The organism is Streptomyces sp. NPDC002265 (assembly GCF_040296125.1).
Taxonomy (GTDB): Bacteria; Actinomycetota; Actinomycetes; order Streptomycetales; family Streptomycetaceae; genus Streptomyces.
Map to the genome: position 1 here is coordinate 1 of NZ_JBEOWS010000083.1, position 13,738 is coordinate 13,738.

General features: G+C 71.2%; 12 protein-coding genes. 2 read left to right on the top strand and 10 right to left on the bottom strand.

Going from position 1 to position 13,738, the window contains the following annotated elements:
- The 7 genes from ABT085_RS17055 to ABT085_RS17085 all read right to left on the bottom strand — a co-directional run.
- On the bottom strand, positions 1–912 hold a 912-nt coding region (locus tag ABT085_RS17055), incomplete at its 3' end, for an HAD family hydrolase (RefSeq protein WP_351607691.1).
- 4 nt (positions 913–916) lie between these two features.
- On the bottom strand, positions 917–1,882 hold the full coding sequence (locus tag ABT085_RS17060) for an aldo/keto reductase (RefSeq protein WP_351607694.1): 966 nt from the start codon (positions 1,880–1,882) through the stop codon (positions 917–919).
- A 20-nt stretch (positions 1,883–1,902) separates the two neighbouring features.
- Positions 1,903–3,135, bottom strand: a complete 1,233-nt coding sequence (locus tag ABT085_RS17065) for a beta-ketoacyl-[acyl-carrier-protein] synthase family protein (RefSeq protein ID WP_351607697.1) — start codon at positions 3,133–3,135, stop codon at positions 1,903–1,905.
- The gene (locus ABT085_RS17070) at positions 3,132–3,371 is read right to left on the bottom strand and encodes an acyl carrier protein (RefSeq protein WP_152884004.1); all 240 of its coding nucleotides are present in this window, start codon (positions 3,369–3,371) and stop codon (positions 3,132–3,134) included. The genes ABT085_RS17065 and ABT085_RS17070 overlap by 4 nt, the downstream gene beginning before the upstream one ends.
- A gap of 35 nt (positions 3,372–3,406) precedes the next feature.
- Complete coding sequence (locus tag ABT085_RS17075; RefSeq protein ID WP_351607700.1) at positions 3,407–4,453, bottom strand: beta-ketoacyl-ACP synthase III; 1,047 nt, start codon at positions 4,451–4,453, stop codon at positions 3,407–3,409.
- Positions 4,450–5,445, bottom strand: coding sequence for an AfsA-related hotdog domain-containing protein (locus tag ABT085_RS17080; protein WP_351607703.1), 996 nt, complete (start codon positions 5,443–5,445; stop codon positions 4,450–4,452). The genes ABT085_RS17075 and ABT085_RS17080 overlap by 4 nt, the downstream gene beginning before the upstream one ends.
- A 483-nt stretch (positions 5,446–5,928) precedes the next feature.
- Positions 5,929–7,464, bottom strand: coding sequence for a DUF1254 domain-containing protein (locus ABT085_RS17085; protein WP_351607706.1), 1,536 nt, complete (start codon positions 7,462–7,464; stop codon positions 5,929–5,931).
- Between the two features lie 287 nt (positions 7,465–7,751).
- Between ABT085_RS17085 and ABT085_RS17090 the strand changes: the two genes are divergently transcribed.
- Positions 7,752–7,982, top strand: coding sequence for a hypothetical protein (locus tag ABT085_RS17090; protein ID WP_351607708.1), 231 nt, complete (start codon positions 7,752–7,754; stop codon positions 7,980–7,982).
- A 115-nt stretch (positions 7,983–8,097) separates the two neighbouring features.
- Here ABT085_RS17090 and ABT085_RS17095 read toward each other — a convergent pair whose 3' ends face one another.
- The 3 genes from ABT085_RS17095 to ABT085_RS17105 form a co-directional block, all read right to left on the bottom strand.
- Complete coding sequence (locus ABT085_RS17095; protein WP_351607710.1) at positions 8,098–9,498, bottom strand: extracellular catalytic domain type 1 short-chain-length polyhydroxyalkanoate depolymerase; 1,401 nt, start codon at positions 9,496–9,498, stop codon at positions 8,098–8,100.
- A gap of 150 nt (positions 9,499–9,648) precedes the next feature.
- Entirely contained in the window at positions 9,649–10,071 is a 423-nt protein-coding gene (locus tag ABT085_RS17100) for a hypothetical protein (RefSeq protein WP_351607713.1), read from the bottom strand.
- Positions 10,072–10,176: 105 nt separating this feature from the next.
- Positions 10,177–10,902, bottom strand: a complete 726-nt coding sequence (locus tag ABT085_RS17105; protein ID WP_351607716.1) for an alpha/beta hydrolase — start codon at positions 10,900–10,902, stop codon at positions 10,177–10,179.
- Positions 10,903–11,195: 293 nt separating this feature from the next.
- Between ABT085_RS17105 and ABT085_RS17110 the strand changes: the two genes are divergently transcribed.
- On the top strand, positions 11,196–13,532 hold the full coding sequence (locus ABT085_RS17110) for an alpha-amylase family glycosyl hydrolase (RefSeq protein WP_351607719.1): 2,337 nt from the start codon (positions 11,196–11,198) through the stop codon (positions 13,530–13,532).
- Positions 13,533–13,738 lie beyond the last annotated feature (206 nt).

A 13,738-nucleotide genomic window follows, 5' to 3' on the forward strand; every position in this document is an offset into this window, starting at 1 on the left:
GGCGGACATCACCCCCACGGGAGTCTCCGGTACCGCCGCCGTCGCGGCCTTCGCGGCCGTCGGCCCGGCGGTCTCCCATGCCGGTGCTGCCGTCGTCGGCCCGGCGGTCTCCGATGCCGGTGCCGCCGCCGGACCGGCGGTCTCCGGTGCCGCCGCCGTCGTCGCCGTCGGCGCAGCGGTCCGTGGCAGCCGGGTCCAGCCGAGCCGGTCGGCGTGGGCGGCGAGCACCGGGTCGTCCCCGACGATCCCCGCACGGCCCACGCAGGTCAGCAGCGGCAGGTCCGAGGCGTGGTCGCCGTACGCGACGCAGTCCTCGGGACGGGCGCCCGACCGGGCCATCAGGGCACGGGCGGCGGTGGCCTTGGCCTCGCCGATCATCGCGGCGCGCACCTCGCCCGTGTACCGGCCCGCGACCACCTCGGGGTCGCTGCACAGCACGTGCTCCGCGCCGAGCTGCTCCGCGATCGGGTCGAGGCAGGCCCGGAACGACCCCGAGACGAGCGCGACCCGGTACCCCTCGGCCCGCAGCCGCCGCAGCTCGTCTGCGGCCTCGCGGTGGAGGAAGTCCTCGCGCCGCCGTTCCCGGGCGAACCAGCGGCGCCCGCTCTCGGCGACCGCGGCCTCTTCCATCCCCGTGTAGTTGCGGTAGTAGGTGCGGTTGGTCTCCTCGCGGGGCACGCCGGCCCGTGCCGCGCTCGTCAGCTCGTTCTCGGCGGCGCGGTACCGGTCCGGGTCGGCGAGGTGGAACTCCAGGAAGGAGAACATGCTCTTGATGTCGATGAGCGTCTCGTCGACGTCGAAGAACGCGATCCGGACCGGCCGTGCGGGCCCACTGCCGTGCTCGCCGCCCCGGCCGCCCGGATGGCCGGTGCCGCCGGGTGCGGCGCCGGCGGGGCGCGGTTCGTCGCCCATGGGCTCAGTACCTGCTTCCGACGGCGGTGGGCAGGGCGGCCAGCGCGGCCAGGTCCTCCGCGGCGAGGTGGACCTCCGCCGCGGCCAGGTTCTCCCGCAGATAGCGCGGGTTCTTGGTGCCGGGGATCGGCACCACCCGCTCGCCCTGCGCCAGCGTCCAGGCGATCGCGATCTGGGCGGGCGTGGCCGAACGACGGTCGGCGACCTCCCTGATCCCGTCGACGATGCGCTGGTTCGCCTCCATCGCGGCGCGGTGGAAACGCGGGTTGGCGGTGCGGAAGTCGCTGTCCTCGAACTGGCCTGCGTGCAGGGTGCCGGTGAGGAAGCCGCGGCCCAGCGGCGCGAACGGGATGAAGCTCGCCCCCACGCTCTCGCACCAGCCGACGATCCCGCCCGCCCCTCCGTCCAGCGCGTCGCGCGTCCACAGCGACAGTTCGGACTGGACGGCGGTCACCGGGTGGATCTCGTGCGCGGCACTGGCCTGCGCGACGGTGGCCTCGGACAGGCCGAGCCAGCGCACCTTGCCCTCCGCGACCAGTTCGGCCATCACTCCCCAGGTCTCCGCCAGCGGGACCTCGGGGTCGATGCGGTGGACGTAGTAGAGGTCGATGACGTCGACGCCCAGCCGGCGCAGGCTGGCCTCGACGGCCTTGCGCACATAGGCCGGCGAGTTGTCGCGGTGGGCCGTCCGCTGCTCGAGATCGTCCAGGACGATGCCGAACTTCGTCGCGATGACGACCTCGTCGCGGCGGCCCGCGACGGCCTTGCCCAGCAGCGTCTCGTTGTGCCCGGCCCCGTAGAGATCGGCGGTGTCCAGCAGATTGCCGCCGAGGTCCAGCGCCTCGTTGATGACCCGCACGGAGCGTTCGTCGTCCCGGGCGGACTCCTGGTAGAGCCAGCTCATCCCCATACACCCGAGACCGACGCTGCCGATCTTGATTCCCGTGTTGCCCAGACTTCTCAGGCGCACTTCTTGCTCTCCTTCCGCCGTCAGGCGGCCGCGAATACGAGGGCGGCGTTGTGGCCGCCGAAACCGAGTGAGGTGCTGACCGCGACCTCAAGGGCCGCCTCGGCCGCCCTGCCCGTCGTGACGTCGAGGTCGATCTCGGGGTCGAGCTCGGTGAGGTTGGCCGTCGGGGGCACCACGCCGTGGCGCAGCGCCAGTGCGGTGAAGGCGGCCTCGATGGCGCCCGCGGCGGCGAGCGCGTGCCCGGTCACCCCCTTGGTCGAGGTGACCATCGGGCGCTCGCCCAGGACCCGGCGCAGTACCCGGCCCTCGGTGACGTCGTTGAGCGGGGTGGAGGTGCCGTGCGCGTTCACGTGGTCCACCTCGTCCGTGCCCACGCCCGCGTCGGCGAGGGCGGCGCGCAGCGCCCGCTCCATCCCGGCCCCGCTCGGGTCGGGCGCGGTGGCGTGGTACGCGTCCGTCGACGAGCCGAAGCCGATGACGTCGGCGTAGACCGGGACACCGCGCGCCCGCGCGTCCTCGGGCCGCTCCAGTACGAGGATCCCCGCGCCCTCCGCCGCGACGAAGCCGTCGCGCGCGGCGTCGAACGGCCGGGACGCGGCGCCCGGGTCCTCACGCCGGCCCGAGAGCCCGCCCATCCGGGTCAGACCGGTGATGGTCCCGGGCGTCAGGGCGGACTCGGCCCCGCCGGCGAGCACCACGTCGCAGGCGCCGGACCGGAGCAGGTCACGGGCGACACCGATGGCGTTGGAGCCGGAGGCGCAGGCGGTGGCCGTGACCATGCTCGGCCCGGACGCCTTGACGTCGATGGCCGTGTGGCCCGCGACCATGTTCGACATCCCCATGGGGATCATCAGCGGGGAGACGCTCTTCGGCGCCTCCTCCAGGAACCTGCGGTGCTGCTGCTCCCAGGTGGCGGTGCCGCCGAGGGAGTTGCCGATGACGACGCCCACCCGGGTGCCGTCCCAGCGCTCCGGGTCGAGACCGGCGTCGGCCACCGCCTGGCGGGCGGCGACGATCGCGAGCTGGGTGAAGCGGTCCAGCCGCCAGGCGCTGCCGGGGCCGAGCAGCGCGCCGGCATCGAAGCCGGGCACCCGGCAGGAGAAGTCGACTGGCAGCCCGGCGAGTTCGGGATCGGGAGCGGCGGTCGGCCGGCCGGAGCACACCCGCTCCCAGCTCGTCCGCGCGTCGAGACCGGCGGCGGTCACCAGTCCGACACCCGTGATCGCCACGGCCCCCTTCGAGGAGAGGGTCACGCGCGCACGCCCTGGGCCTCGATGAGTTCGACGGTGTCCGCGACGGTCGTCTCGCCCTGGAGGATGTCGTCCGTGAGGTCGACCCCCAGCTCCCGGTTTATGATCATGGTCAGCTCGATCAGGGCGAGCGAGTCGAGGGCGAGGTCCTTGTAGCTGATCCCGGGCTCGATCTTCGCGGCGGGCACGCCGAGTTCGGAGACGAGCAGACCGGTCAGCTTTTCCTGTACAGCGCTCATGATGCGTTCTCTTCCTTCACTTCTTACGGGTGGATTCAGCTCGTGCGGACGGATTCGGCGGGCGTGGGCAGACCGGGCAGGGGTTCGACGGAGAGCTCGGGGAACTCCAGGGCCGCGGCTCCCCAGGTGAGGCCGCCGCCGAAGCCGCACAGCAGCGTCCGCTGCCCCGGCGTGATCGAGCCCGCGTGCACGGCGTCGACCAGCGCCAGCGGGACGGAGGCGGCGACGGTGTTGCCGACCCGGTCGATGTTGACCACCAACTTCTCGTCGGAAAGCCCGAGTTCACTGCCCACGGCGGCCAGGATGCGGATGTTCGCCTGATGGGCGACGAGCCGGTCGATCGATTCGAGGGGCCAGTCGAGCTGTTTCGCCAGCCGCCGCGACGACTCGCTCATACGGGTCACCGCGTTGCGGAACACCGAGCGCCCCTGCATCGTGAAGAACTCGTCGCCCGGTGCGGCGAGCCCCTTGGAGCGGTACTCGGACCCGCCGCCCGGCACGGTGATCAGGTCGGCCTGGGTGCCGTCGCTGGCCAGGTCGAACCCGAGCAGCGCGCCACGTTCCCCGAGGTCTCCGGCGCGCAGCACCACCGCCCCCGCGCCGTCCCCGAAGATCGCCCTGGTCGTGCGGTCCTCGGGGTCGAGGATGGTGGAGAAGGTGTCGGCGCCGATCACCAGGGCGCTGCCGGCGATCCCGGCGCGGATCATGCTCGAGGCGGTCGCCAGCGCGTACACGAACCCGGTGCACACGGCGGCCACGTCGAACGCGGGGATCTCCCCCAGCCCGAGCCGGCCGGCGACCTCGGGCGCCGTGGCCGGGCACGGATGGTCCGGGGTGCTCGTCGCGAGGACGAGGAGGTCCACCGTGTCCGCGCCGGCGGAGGCGAGTGCCCGCGCCCCGGCCCGGACCGCGAGGTCCGAGGTGGACAGTCCCGGCGGGACGACGAACCGCTGCCGGATCCCGGTGCGGGTGGTCACCCACTCGTCGGTGGTGTCGAGTTGCCGGGCGAGGTCGTCGTTGGTGACGCGGTCCGGCGGCAGCCAGCCGCCGAGCCCCGTCAGCACCGCCGCGCGTCCGCTCACCGTGCGCTCCGGTGCGAGGCGGGGACGGCCGTGGTCTCCACGGTGCCGGACGCGACCTCGTCGCCGTGCTGCCGGAAGGTGATCCGGAAGGTCCGGATCCCGTCGTTCTCACCCTCGGGGACCACGACGACCGTGGTCGGCGCGTCGAGTTCGGCGAACTTGGCGAAGCCGAGGTCGAACCCGACGAGCGTGGTCTCCCGCGCCGGCCGGTCCAGGAGCCGGACGCCGGCGAGCAGGGCGGCCTGGCGTGCGGCCTCCGTGAGCACCATGCCCGGCAGGTGGTCCTGGGCGTGGTCGAACATGCTCGGGTTGTCGTTGGGGACCCGTACCCCGGCCGAGAGCCCGTCGCCGTCCCGTACGGGGTCGACGAGCAGGGCGTTGACCGGGTTCGCGCGCCCGAGGTCCGCCGGGGCCACCGTCGCGGGGAGGGCCGTGACGTCGTCGGACGAGACGGGCGGGCTGCCGCGCCGCTTCGAGCGGACGAAGGAGTACGTCGCCGACGACAGGTAGCCGACCGTCATGCGGGCCTCGCCGGCCTCCTCGCCCGAGAGCAGGAAGCGCATCCCGTACGTGACGGACCGGGCGGGGGTGGTCGCGTCGGCCGGCCGGTCGGTGGTGACCTCGACGGTCAGCTCCGCCGGGTCGCCCGAGTGCGCGGCGAACAGGCCGGGCAGCCACATGGACCACGACTGCAGGACGAACTTCGTGTCGCCGTCGACGCCGAGGTGGGTGTGCGCACCGTAGGTCTCGGCCTGCCGGGCGCATTCGAGCAGCAGGACCGGGTCGACGACCGTGTGGCCCACGTGGTCGGTGAAGTAGGCGTGCGAGGAAGGGAGCTGGGCGCCCGCGAGGAAGCGCTGCCCGTCCACCGCGACGGTGTCGGTGAGGAACACCTCCGACAGGGCCCGGCGGTGGAGCAGGCGCCGGTCGACCGACCGGACGAACTCCAGCGCCCGGACACCGGACGCGAACGTGGCTGTGGACACCGTCATCGGTGACTGACCCCCCTTGCCGGGAACGCGGCGGCAGACGCACCGGCGCTCCCGGAATCTCGTAGTCGTGCACCGCGGACCGACTCGGCCGCGGCTGACAAGAACGAAATTAGCCACGCGCTCTTTCGTCCCGCTGTCGGCGCGTGTAAGGGGGCGACATCCCACCGGAAGGCCGGTTCCGTCTGTTCCGGCGGTACGGAGCAACGCTCCGTCGCGTGAGAAGCACACCCGTCCGGCGCTCCAACGCGGCGGAAAGCTTGTCCAGGAGCTGCACCGTCGGCCGCCTCTCTCCCAGGAGCAGACGCGAGACCGTCCCCCTGCCGCAGCCGACTCTGCCTACCCCGTCACCTCGGTCGACCGCCCGCACGACATGGCCGACCCGAGACCCGCCGCCATCCACATGCCGGCGGGTCTCGGCCCGGACGGAACCTGGTTGAGCGCCGAGTGGGATTTCGGCCTTCAGGCCATGTGGCCTGTCTTCCGTCAGCCGACGCGGTTGATCGGCGGGCAGTGCCACCGCGCGTCGATGATCTCGGGGCGCGGGAGGTACATGCGCAGCGCGACGAACCAGATGCCCTGCCGCGGCGTGGGCAGCCAGTTGGACTCCCGCTCGGGCCCCGGTGAGTCCGGCTGCAGGTAGAGACGCAAGCGGCCGTCGTCCTCCGTGACGAGCCCGCGGGTGCGGTCTCCGACGGAGTACCTGTCGATCGGATTCGGGATCAGGTTCCGGTCCTCGTCATAGGCGGTCAGCGACCAGAATGCGTCGACCGGAGGCAGCGCCCCCGCCTCGAAGTGCAACTCGTAGCGACCGGTGGCGAGCGTCTCGCCGGCGCCGTCGGTGAAGGCCGCCAGATAGACCGCTTCCTCGGGATCGTTGATGGCGATCCCCACCAGGGACTGCTCCGCGGCCCGCTTGAGGAAGTCGTCCCCGAAGTGCCCGATCTGCGGGGGAGGGTACCGCCAGCCGTTGATCAGCTCACCCCACTCGCCGCTGAATATCTGCTGCTCGAGCATGGGCACGGCGGTGGCAGCGGCCCGGATCAGGCCCTCCTTCACCGGCTCCGGCTGTGCCTCGACATCCAGCCCTGGGCCGATGCCGATCTCCGCGAACTGCCGGAGCAGGACATCGTGGTGCCTCGGGAGCGGATTCTCGGCCAGCACCGCGTTGAGTGTCTTCCACGGACCGAGCGGATCCTCGGCGGGGTCGACCGGTACCGGTACATCGCGGCTTTCCGGGAGCGTGGCGCCCTCATCGCCGAACAGGTGCAGCGGCGTCAGCCGGTACTGCTGCTGCAAGGCGTGGACGGCGGGGAGGTCGTCCACGCCTTCGACGAGCGTCCGCCCGACCACCAGGACCCACGGGGTGGGGGCGGTCGCCGTGCGGCGCACGCCCTCCGGGAGGTCCCCGCGCCAGTCCGGGCCGACGAGGGCGAAGTCACCGGCCTCCGATCCGGTCGCCCGCATGCCCACGTAGTCGTAGTTGTCGGAGGTGAAGGCGACCAGCTCGAAGGTGAAGTAGCGGTCGCCCATGTCCGGGTGCGAGAGAATGAGGGGTTCCTCGCGCAGGTCCACCCACGCCCAGGAGTACAGCGTGTCGTTGTTGGGGGACACGCCCTCCCGGTCCGAGGCGTCCCAGACCCTGGTCGCATGCCAGAAGTGGTTGACGGCGGCGTAGGGCGTCGTTTCCGTCTCGGGCTTCTGGGTCACCCAACGGTGGCGCAGTTCGGCGTTGTAGATGTAGGGGAAGCCGTAGACGAAGGCCTGCTCTCCCAGCGTGTACGCGTACTCGCGCCGCCAGTCGTCCACCCGGCCGGTCAGCGTCGGCTTCACCGATCGCCATGCCACGGGCAGGGCCCGCGCCACCTTCCTGGCGCGGTCGATGGTGTCCCCCGGGTGACGTACGGCGGTCGCAGTGGCCTTTCCGGTGGAGGCCACCGCGTGGCCGACGCCGGCTGCCGCCGCGGCGAGATCGTGGCGCAGACCTGGCCTGGAGTAGTTGCTGTCGGCTGAGGATGCCATCACCGCGTTCCTCTCCTGAGGCTGAACAGCACAGCCTGCAGACACCACGCGAACTCAGCACGCTGCATGAAAACCGGCGACCGTCGACGACGCGGCTTCTCCCGGTGCGCCACGCGGCGGCGTCTGCGCGATGCGTCGTGGGGTCACCGGACCGGGTTGCTCCAAAACGCGCCTGCTCTTCGACTACATCACCGCTTCCCCGCCTCGGCAACCGGACTCCGGATCACGACGGTCCCCGCCCCGACTCCTTCCAGCGGCAGTGGCTCGACGACGCCGACACGCGCGGTATGTCGGTGACCGATGCCGAACAGGCCGTGGACGCGACCCGAAGCGCGATGGCGCACAGTCCGGGAACCGCGGGATACGACCCGAGCCTGCTCCGGCAGTCCGGGCTGGATCCCGGGCTGGACTTCACCAACGGCCTGCGGCACACCATGCTGGTCGTTAGCCTCCTGCCGTTCGCCCTGACCGTGGCGGCGTACCTGCTCATGCCCCGCCGGACCCGTACCGCACCGTAGGAGCCGGATCAGCAGCCGTCAGGCCAGGGGCACCTGGGGGCCGGTCAGTGTTGCCCGGCGTCCGACTGCCGCGCGGGCCGACACGCGCCCTCGCCGGGGAACGGGGGCTGATCCGTCAGGACGGGCAACCCGAGTCGGCGATCACGTAGTGGCCGGACGAGGTCTCTTCGAGGGTATGTGTCACGTAGAGGTTGTAGAGGCCCATGTTCTGGTCGGAGCCGTTGGCGTAGACGTAGCCGAGGCTCTGGTGGGCGCGCCCGGCCGCGACCTGGTTGTAGTTGTTGTCCGTGAAGCACTGCGGCTGGTACCCGGTGGTGGCCGAGACCGCCGACGACCGGCCACCGACCACGCCGACGGAGTCCACGGCGGCGACGGCGTAGGTGTACTGCGTGCCGGAACCCAGCCCGGTGTCCGTGTACGACGTGCCGGTGGTCGAGCCGACCTTGCTGCCGCCGCGGTACACGTTGTACGACGCCGCGCCGCTCACCGCCGACCAGGACAGCGACACCGTGGTGTCGGCCGTGCCGGTGACCGTGAGCCCGGTGGGTGCCGGGAGGCTGCCGGTGCCGCCCCCGCCCGAGGCGTCCAGACCCCAGAACTTCGCGGTCCAGTACGACGAGCAGATGTAGTTGAGGTAGTACGTGCCCGTGCTGCCGCACTGGTCGGTGCCGGAGCCGGGGTTGACCGCGAGGCCGTGTGCCATGCCGGACACGGAGAAGGTCTCCACTGCGGGTCTGCCGCTCGAGTCGTTGTACACGGCCTGCGTGGTACCGCCGGTCAGGGTGGTGGTCGAGGACGGGGTCCGGCCGATGCCCCAGACGTCGGTCCACTGGTCCCGTTCTTCGGTGGCGTTGGCCGGGTTGACGGTGGTGTCGCCGGTGCCCTGCCAGATCGCGACGCGCGGCCAGGGTCCGCCCCAGTTGCCGGAGGCGCTGCGGACCGCGTCGCCCCACTGCTGCGGGGTCCTGTTCACCGCGTTGTACTCGCAGGTCAGGCCGCTGGAGAGGTCGGTCGCGCAGCCCGCCGGGATGCCGGAGTCGATCGCGCCGCCCGCGAACACGTCGGGGTAGTCGCCGAGCATGACCGAGGTCATCGCGCCGCCGGCCGACAGCCCGGTGACGTAGACGCGGCTGGGGTCGCTGCTGTGGTGGGACTTGGCATAGTCCACCATCTGCTTGATCGACAGCGCCTCGCCAAGGTCACGGGTGTAGTCGGAGGGCTGGTACCAGTTGAAGCAGGAGTTGGCGTTGTTGGAGCTGGTGGTCTGCGGGAGGACCAGCGTGAAGCCGTACATGTCCGCGTACTTGGGCCAGCCGGAATGGCTGTAGTAGTCGCTCGCGCTCTGCGTACAGCCGTGCAGGGCGATGACCAGCGGCGCGCCGGAGGGCAGGTTGTCGGGAGCGTACTCGAACATCTGCAGGTTGCCGGGGTTGGTGCCGAAGCCCGTGACCTGCTGCAGGCTCGCCGCATGCGCCGGGGCCTGGGAGAGTCCCAGGACCGCGGAGATCAGGGACATGACCAGCACCACTGCGGAGGCGTGGCGTGGTACGGATGAGCGTGACGTGGGGTTCATCGTGCCACCTGGGTGATAGCGAGGGGTGGGGAGGGGGACGGCCGCCGCGCCCTGCTTCGAACGCCGTTGTGAGGCTTCGGAGTTACGGAGACATTACGTCCGGGGCCTTCGGAGCCGTAATGGAGATGCACTCCACCTCACGGCGCGACGGGCTGTGGGCCCGCACCGTTGTGGCGCGGGCCCGGGCCCGGTGCCGGATCGGTCCAGGGAGCAGGTGTTGACGAGGTCGCCGGAGGCGGGTCGGGGAACGGTCCGGCCGGCCGGTGGCTCCTTGCGGCGCTCCACCCGGACCGTCGTGGCGGTGAAGGCGGCGCGGCAGCAGGGCAGGATCGGCCGCAGCTTGTCGGGGAAGGCGTCGTAGAGGCTGTCGACGTGGGTGCCGCCCTCGATCGGGTGGTGGCGGTGCAGTCCCGCCCTGCCCCGGTCTGCGACCATCCGCACGTACACGTCCGACGGGACGCCGATGGACAGCAGCGTGTCCCGGTGCCGTGCAGGGTGGGCGGCGGCACGGGCCACGGCCCCGGGCGTCGTCGCCGCTGTGGCCGGCAGGGCGGCAGACAGGATGGCTCTGAATGCACGGCGTACTGTCGGCTCACTGAGCCGACGACTGTCCGCGCGACGTCACTTGTACTCGGACATGAACGCCTTGACGTCCTTCCACACCTGGAGGTCGGCGCCGAACATGTCGGTGCCGTGGGCGTTGCCGTCAACGAGGTCCAGCTCCGCGTCCGGTGACTTGCTGGACTTCCTGTACTGGGCCGTCACGTCCTCCGCGAAGCCGGAGTCCTGCTTCGCGGCCACGTACAGCACGGGGACGGTCAGGCGCGCGGCGGCCGTCCCTGCGTCCATGCCCTGGTAGACGCTGGGCCCGGAGAGGTTGATCACCGCGGCGACCGGGGGTTCGGTGATTTCCGGAGCCGCGGCGACCGAGGCCGTGCCACCCTTGGAGGCGCCCATGAGGATGACCTTGGCGGCACCCTTGCCGGCCAGCAGTTCTGCCGCCGCGGTGATCTCCGCCACCCCGTCGCCGATACTCTGCACGGCCAGCACCCGGTAGCCCTCGCGGGCGAGTTGGTCGGCCTGCGGCACCCATGAGCACACGTCGGTGTTCGCCATGTGGGAGAGCACAACGCCGGTGGCGCCCTTGCCCGTCAGATAGCCACCGACCGGGAAGCCCCCCACCTCGAACTCGATCGAGCCGTCGAGCTGATCGCCGCTCAGGCAGCCGAAGTCGTCCCGGGTCTCCGACGCCGACGGCCTGGCACCGCCGTTCTCGTCGTCCCCGTCACCGGCACATCCGGCAGCGAGCGGCAGTACGCACAACGCGGACATCGCCAGCGACGTCATGGAACGCGTTCTGAGCATGGCAATCCCCCGATGCCCTGCGGGCGTTGTACGGGAACGACCCGACGGATCTTGGACCCGGTCGAGCCCGGCGCGCAAGGGGCGTGAGCCAGGTAGTCCGTCCCGCGATTCCGGCGCTCCGGATCGTGCGCGAAGTCTTTACGGTACTCAAATGTTGCACTACTTTGCGGCAAGATTCAGCAACTCATTTCAAGCCGTCGACGCCTCGGGACCGGCGCCGGGGCTGTACCTGCCTGCCTTCAGGAGCCGCCGTGTCTGCGCTTCCCCCTGCCCGCATGCGGAGACGACGCCGCATCGCCCTGCGGACCGCGACAGCGGCCCTCGCCGTCACCGCCGCTCTCGCCGCACCACTTCCCTCCGGCGGCCTCGTCACCCCGGCCGCGGCTGCGACCGGCGTTCCGCTGGGCGCCCGTTACTCCGGTACGAACGTGGAGTTCCGGATCTACTCCTCCCGCGCCACCCGCATCGACCTGTACCTCTACGGGACGGCGACCGGCAGCCAGGAGGCCGCCGTACTGCCGCTCACCAAGGATGCAGCGACCAACGTGTGGTCCGTGACCGTCCCCGTGACCACGGTCCAGCAGCAGTACGGCATCACCGGCCCCCTCTATTACGGGTACCGGGCCTGGGGCCCCAACTGGCCCTACACCTCGACGTGGACGAAGGGTTCCACCGCGGGGTTCGTGGCGGACGTCGACGCGGCCGGCAACCGCTTCAACCCCAACAAGCTCCTGACCGATCCGTACGCACGTGAACTGAGCCACGACCCGGTGACCCCCACCGCCACCGACGCCTCGGTCTACGGCACCGGCCCCCAGCGCCGCGCCGTCGACAGCGCCCCGCAGGCCCCCAAGGGCATCGTTCTCCCCGACGACTCCACGAGCACCGGCACCAAGCCGACCCGGGCCCTGAAGGACGACGTCGTCTACGAGGTGCACGTGCGCGGGCTCACCGAGAACGACCCCTCCGTGCCCGCCGCCTACCGCGGCACCTACAAGGGCGCCGCCCTCAAGGCCGCCGGCCTCGCCGCCCTCGGTGTCACCGCGGTGGAGTTCCTGCCCGTGCAGGAGACGCAGAACGACGCCAACGACGTGGACCCGACCGGGACGGCCGGGGACAACTACTGGGGCTACTCGACGCTCGACTACTTCGCGCCCGACCGCCGCTACGCCGCCGACCGGAGCTCCGGAGGCCCCACCCGTGAGTTCAAGGCGATGGTGAAAGCCTTCCACGACGCCGGGATCAAGGTCTTCACGGACGTGGTCTACAACCACACCGGCGAGGGCGGCCCCTGGAACGCGAGCGACAAGAACACCTACAACCTGTTCTCCCTGCGCGGCCTGGACAACCCCACCTACTACTCGCTCAGCAGTGACATGCAGAGTCCGTGGGACAACACCGGTGTCGGCGGCAACGTCAACACCTACAACCCCGTCACCCGCAACCTGATCACCGATTCGCTGGCGTACTGGAAGGACGACCTCGGCGTCGACGGTTTCCGCTTCGACCTCGCGCCGGTCCTCGGCAACACCTGTCAGCACGGCTGCTTCCAGTACAGCCGGACCGACCCGAACACCGCGCTGAACCGGATCACCGCCCTGATGCCCGCCCGGCCGGCCGCAGGCGGCTCCGGCACGGACTGGATAGCCGAGCCGTGGGCCCTGGGCAGCGGGACCTACCAGGTCGGCAACTTCCCCACCGGATGGTCCGAATGGAACGACAAGTTCCGTGACACCATGCGCCGCGACCAGAACGCCATGGGCGCGGAGAACGTCACCCCGAGCGACCTGGCCACCCGATTCGCCGGCTCCTCCGACCTCTACCAGCCGAACGGCCGCGCACCCTTCAACTCCGTCAACTTCATGGTCGCGCACGACGGTTTCACCCTCGCCGACCTCTACCGCTGCAACACCAAGAACAACACCCAGGCCTGGCCCTACGGCCCGTCCGACGGCGGCTCGGACTACAACCTGTCCTGGGACCAGGGAGGGAACGCGGCCGATCAGCGCAAGGCCGCCCGCAACGGCCTCGCGTTCCTGATGCTGTCGGCCGGTACGCCGATGATGACCGGCGGCGACGAATACCTGCGCTCGGTCAACTGCAACAACAACCCCTACAACCTGGACTCCTCGGCCAACTGGCTCACCACGTCCCTCACCGGCGACCAGAGCACCTTCCGCACCTACGCCGAGCGCCTGATCGCCTTCCGCAAGGCCCACCCGGCCCTGCACCCGGCGAACTTCTACAACTCCACCGACGGCAACGGCAACGGGATGGGGGCACTGGACTGGTTCACCCCCGCGGGCAGCACACCCGACAGCGCCTACTGGAGCAACCCCGACAACCACGCCCTCGCCCGGCGCTACGACGGCACCGAACTCGGCGACCCGAACAGCGCGATCTACGTCGCCTACAACGGCTGGTCGGGCGACGTCGACTTCACGCTCCCGTCCCCCGGAAGCGGCAAGTCCTGGTACCGCGTCACCGACACCTCCACCTGGGCCGAGGGCGCCGATCAGGTCGCCCGCCCCGGCAGCGAGGCCGCGGTCGGCGGCACCGGCACCGTGTACCGGCTGCACGGCCGCGCCGTCCTGGTCCTGATCGCCAAGTGACCACCGGACCGGACAGAACCACCCGCACGGCCGCGCCCCGGCGCGGCCCCGCACAAGGAGGCCCTCCACCATGCGGCGCGTGAAGGACGCGGCCGGCGCGTGACGCGTGAAAGGAGCCCGTCACCGGTCAGACCCCGCCCTCGGCCCGAGCACGGCATCCATGATCGCCGCGCCTCGCCGGGGGCGGTCGCATGTCCGGTCAGACC

Coding starts and splice junctions, on each gene's coding strand:
- ABT085_RS17070 (WP_152884004.1), bottom strand. CDS start 3,371: ATGAGCGCTGTACAGGAAAAGCTGACCGGTCTGCTCGTCTCCGAACTC.
- ABT085_RS17080 (WP_351607703.1), bottom strand. CDS start 5,445: ATGACGGTGTCCACAGCCACGTTCGCGTCCGGTGTCCGGGCGCTGGAG.
- ABT085_RS17085 (WP_351607706.1), bottom strand. CDS start 7,464: ATGGCATCCTCAGCCGACAGCAACTACTCCAGGCCAGGTCTGCGCCAC.
- ABT085_RS17090 (WP_351607708.1), top strand. CDS start 7,752: ATGTCGGTGACCGATGCCGAACAGGCCGTGGACGCGACCCGAAGCGCG.
- ABT085_RS17095 (WP_351607710.1), bottom strand. CDS start 9,498: ATGTCCCTGATCTCCGCGGTCCTGGGACTCTCCCAGGCCCCGGCGCAT.
- ABT085_RS17105 (WP_351607716.1), bottom strand. CDS start 10,902: ATGACGTCGCTGGCGATGTCCGCGTTGTGCGTACTGCCGCTCGCTGCC.
- ABT085_RS17110 (WP_351607719.1), top strand. CDS start 11,196: ATGCGGAGACGACGCCGCATCGCCCTGCGGACCGCGACAGCGGCCCTC.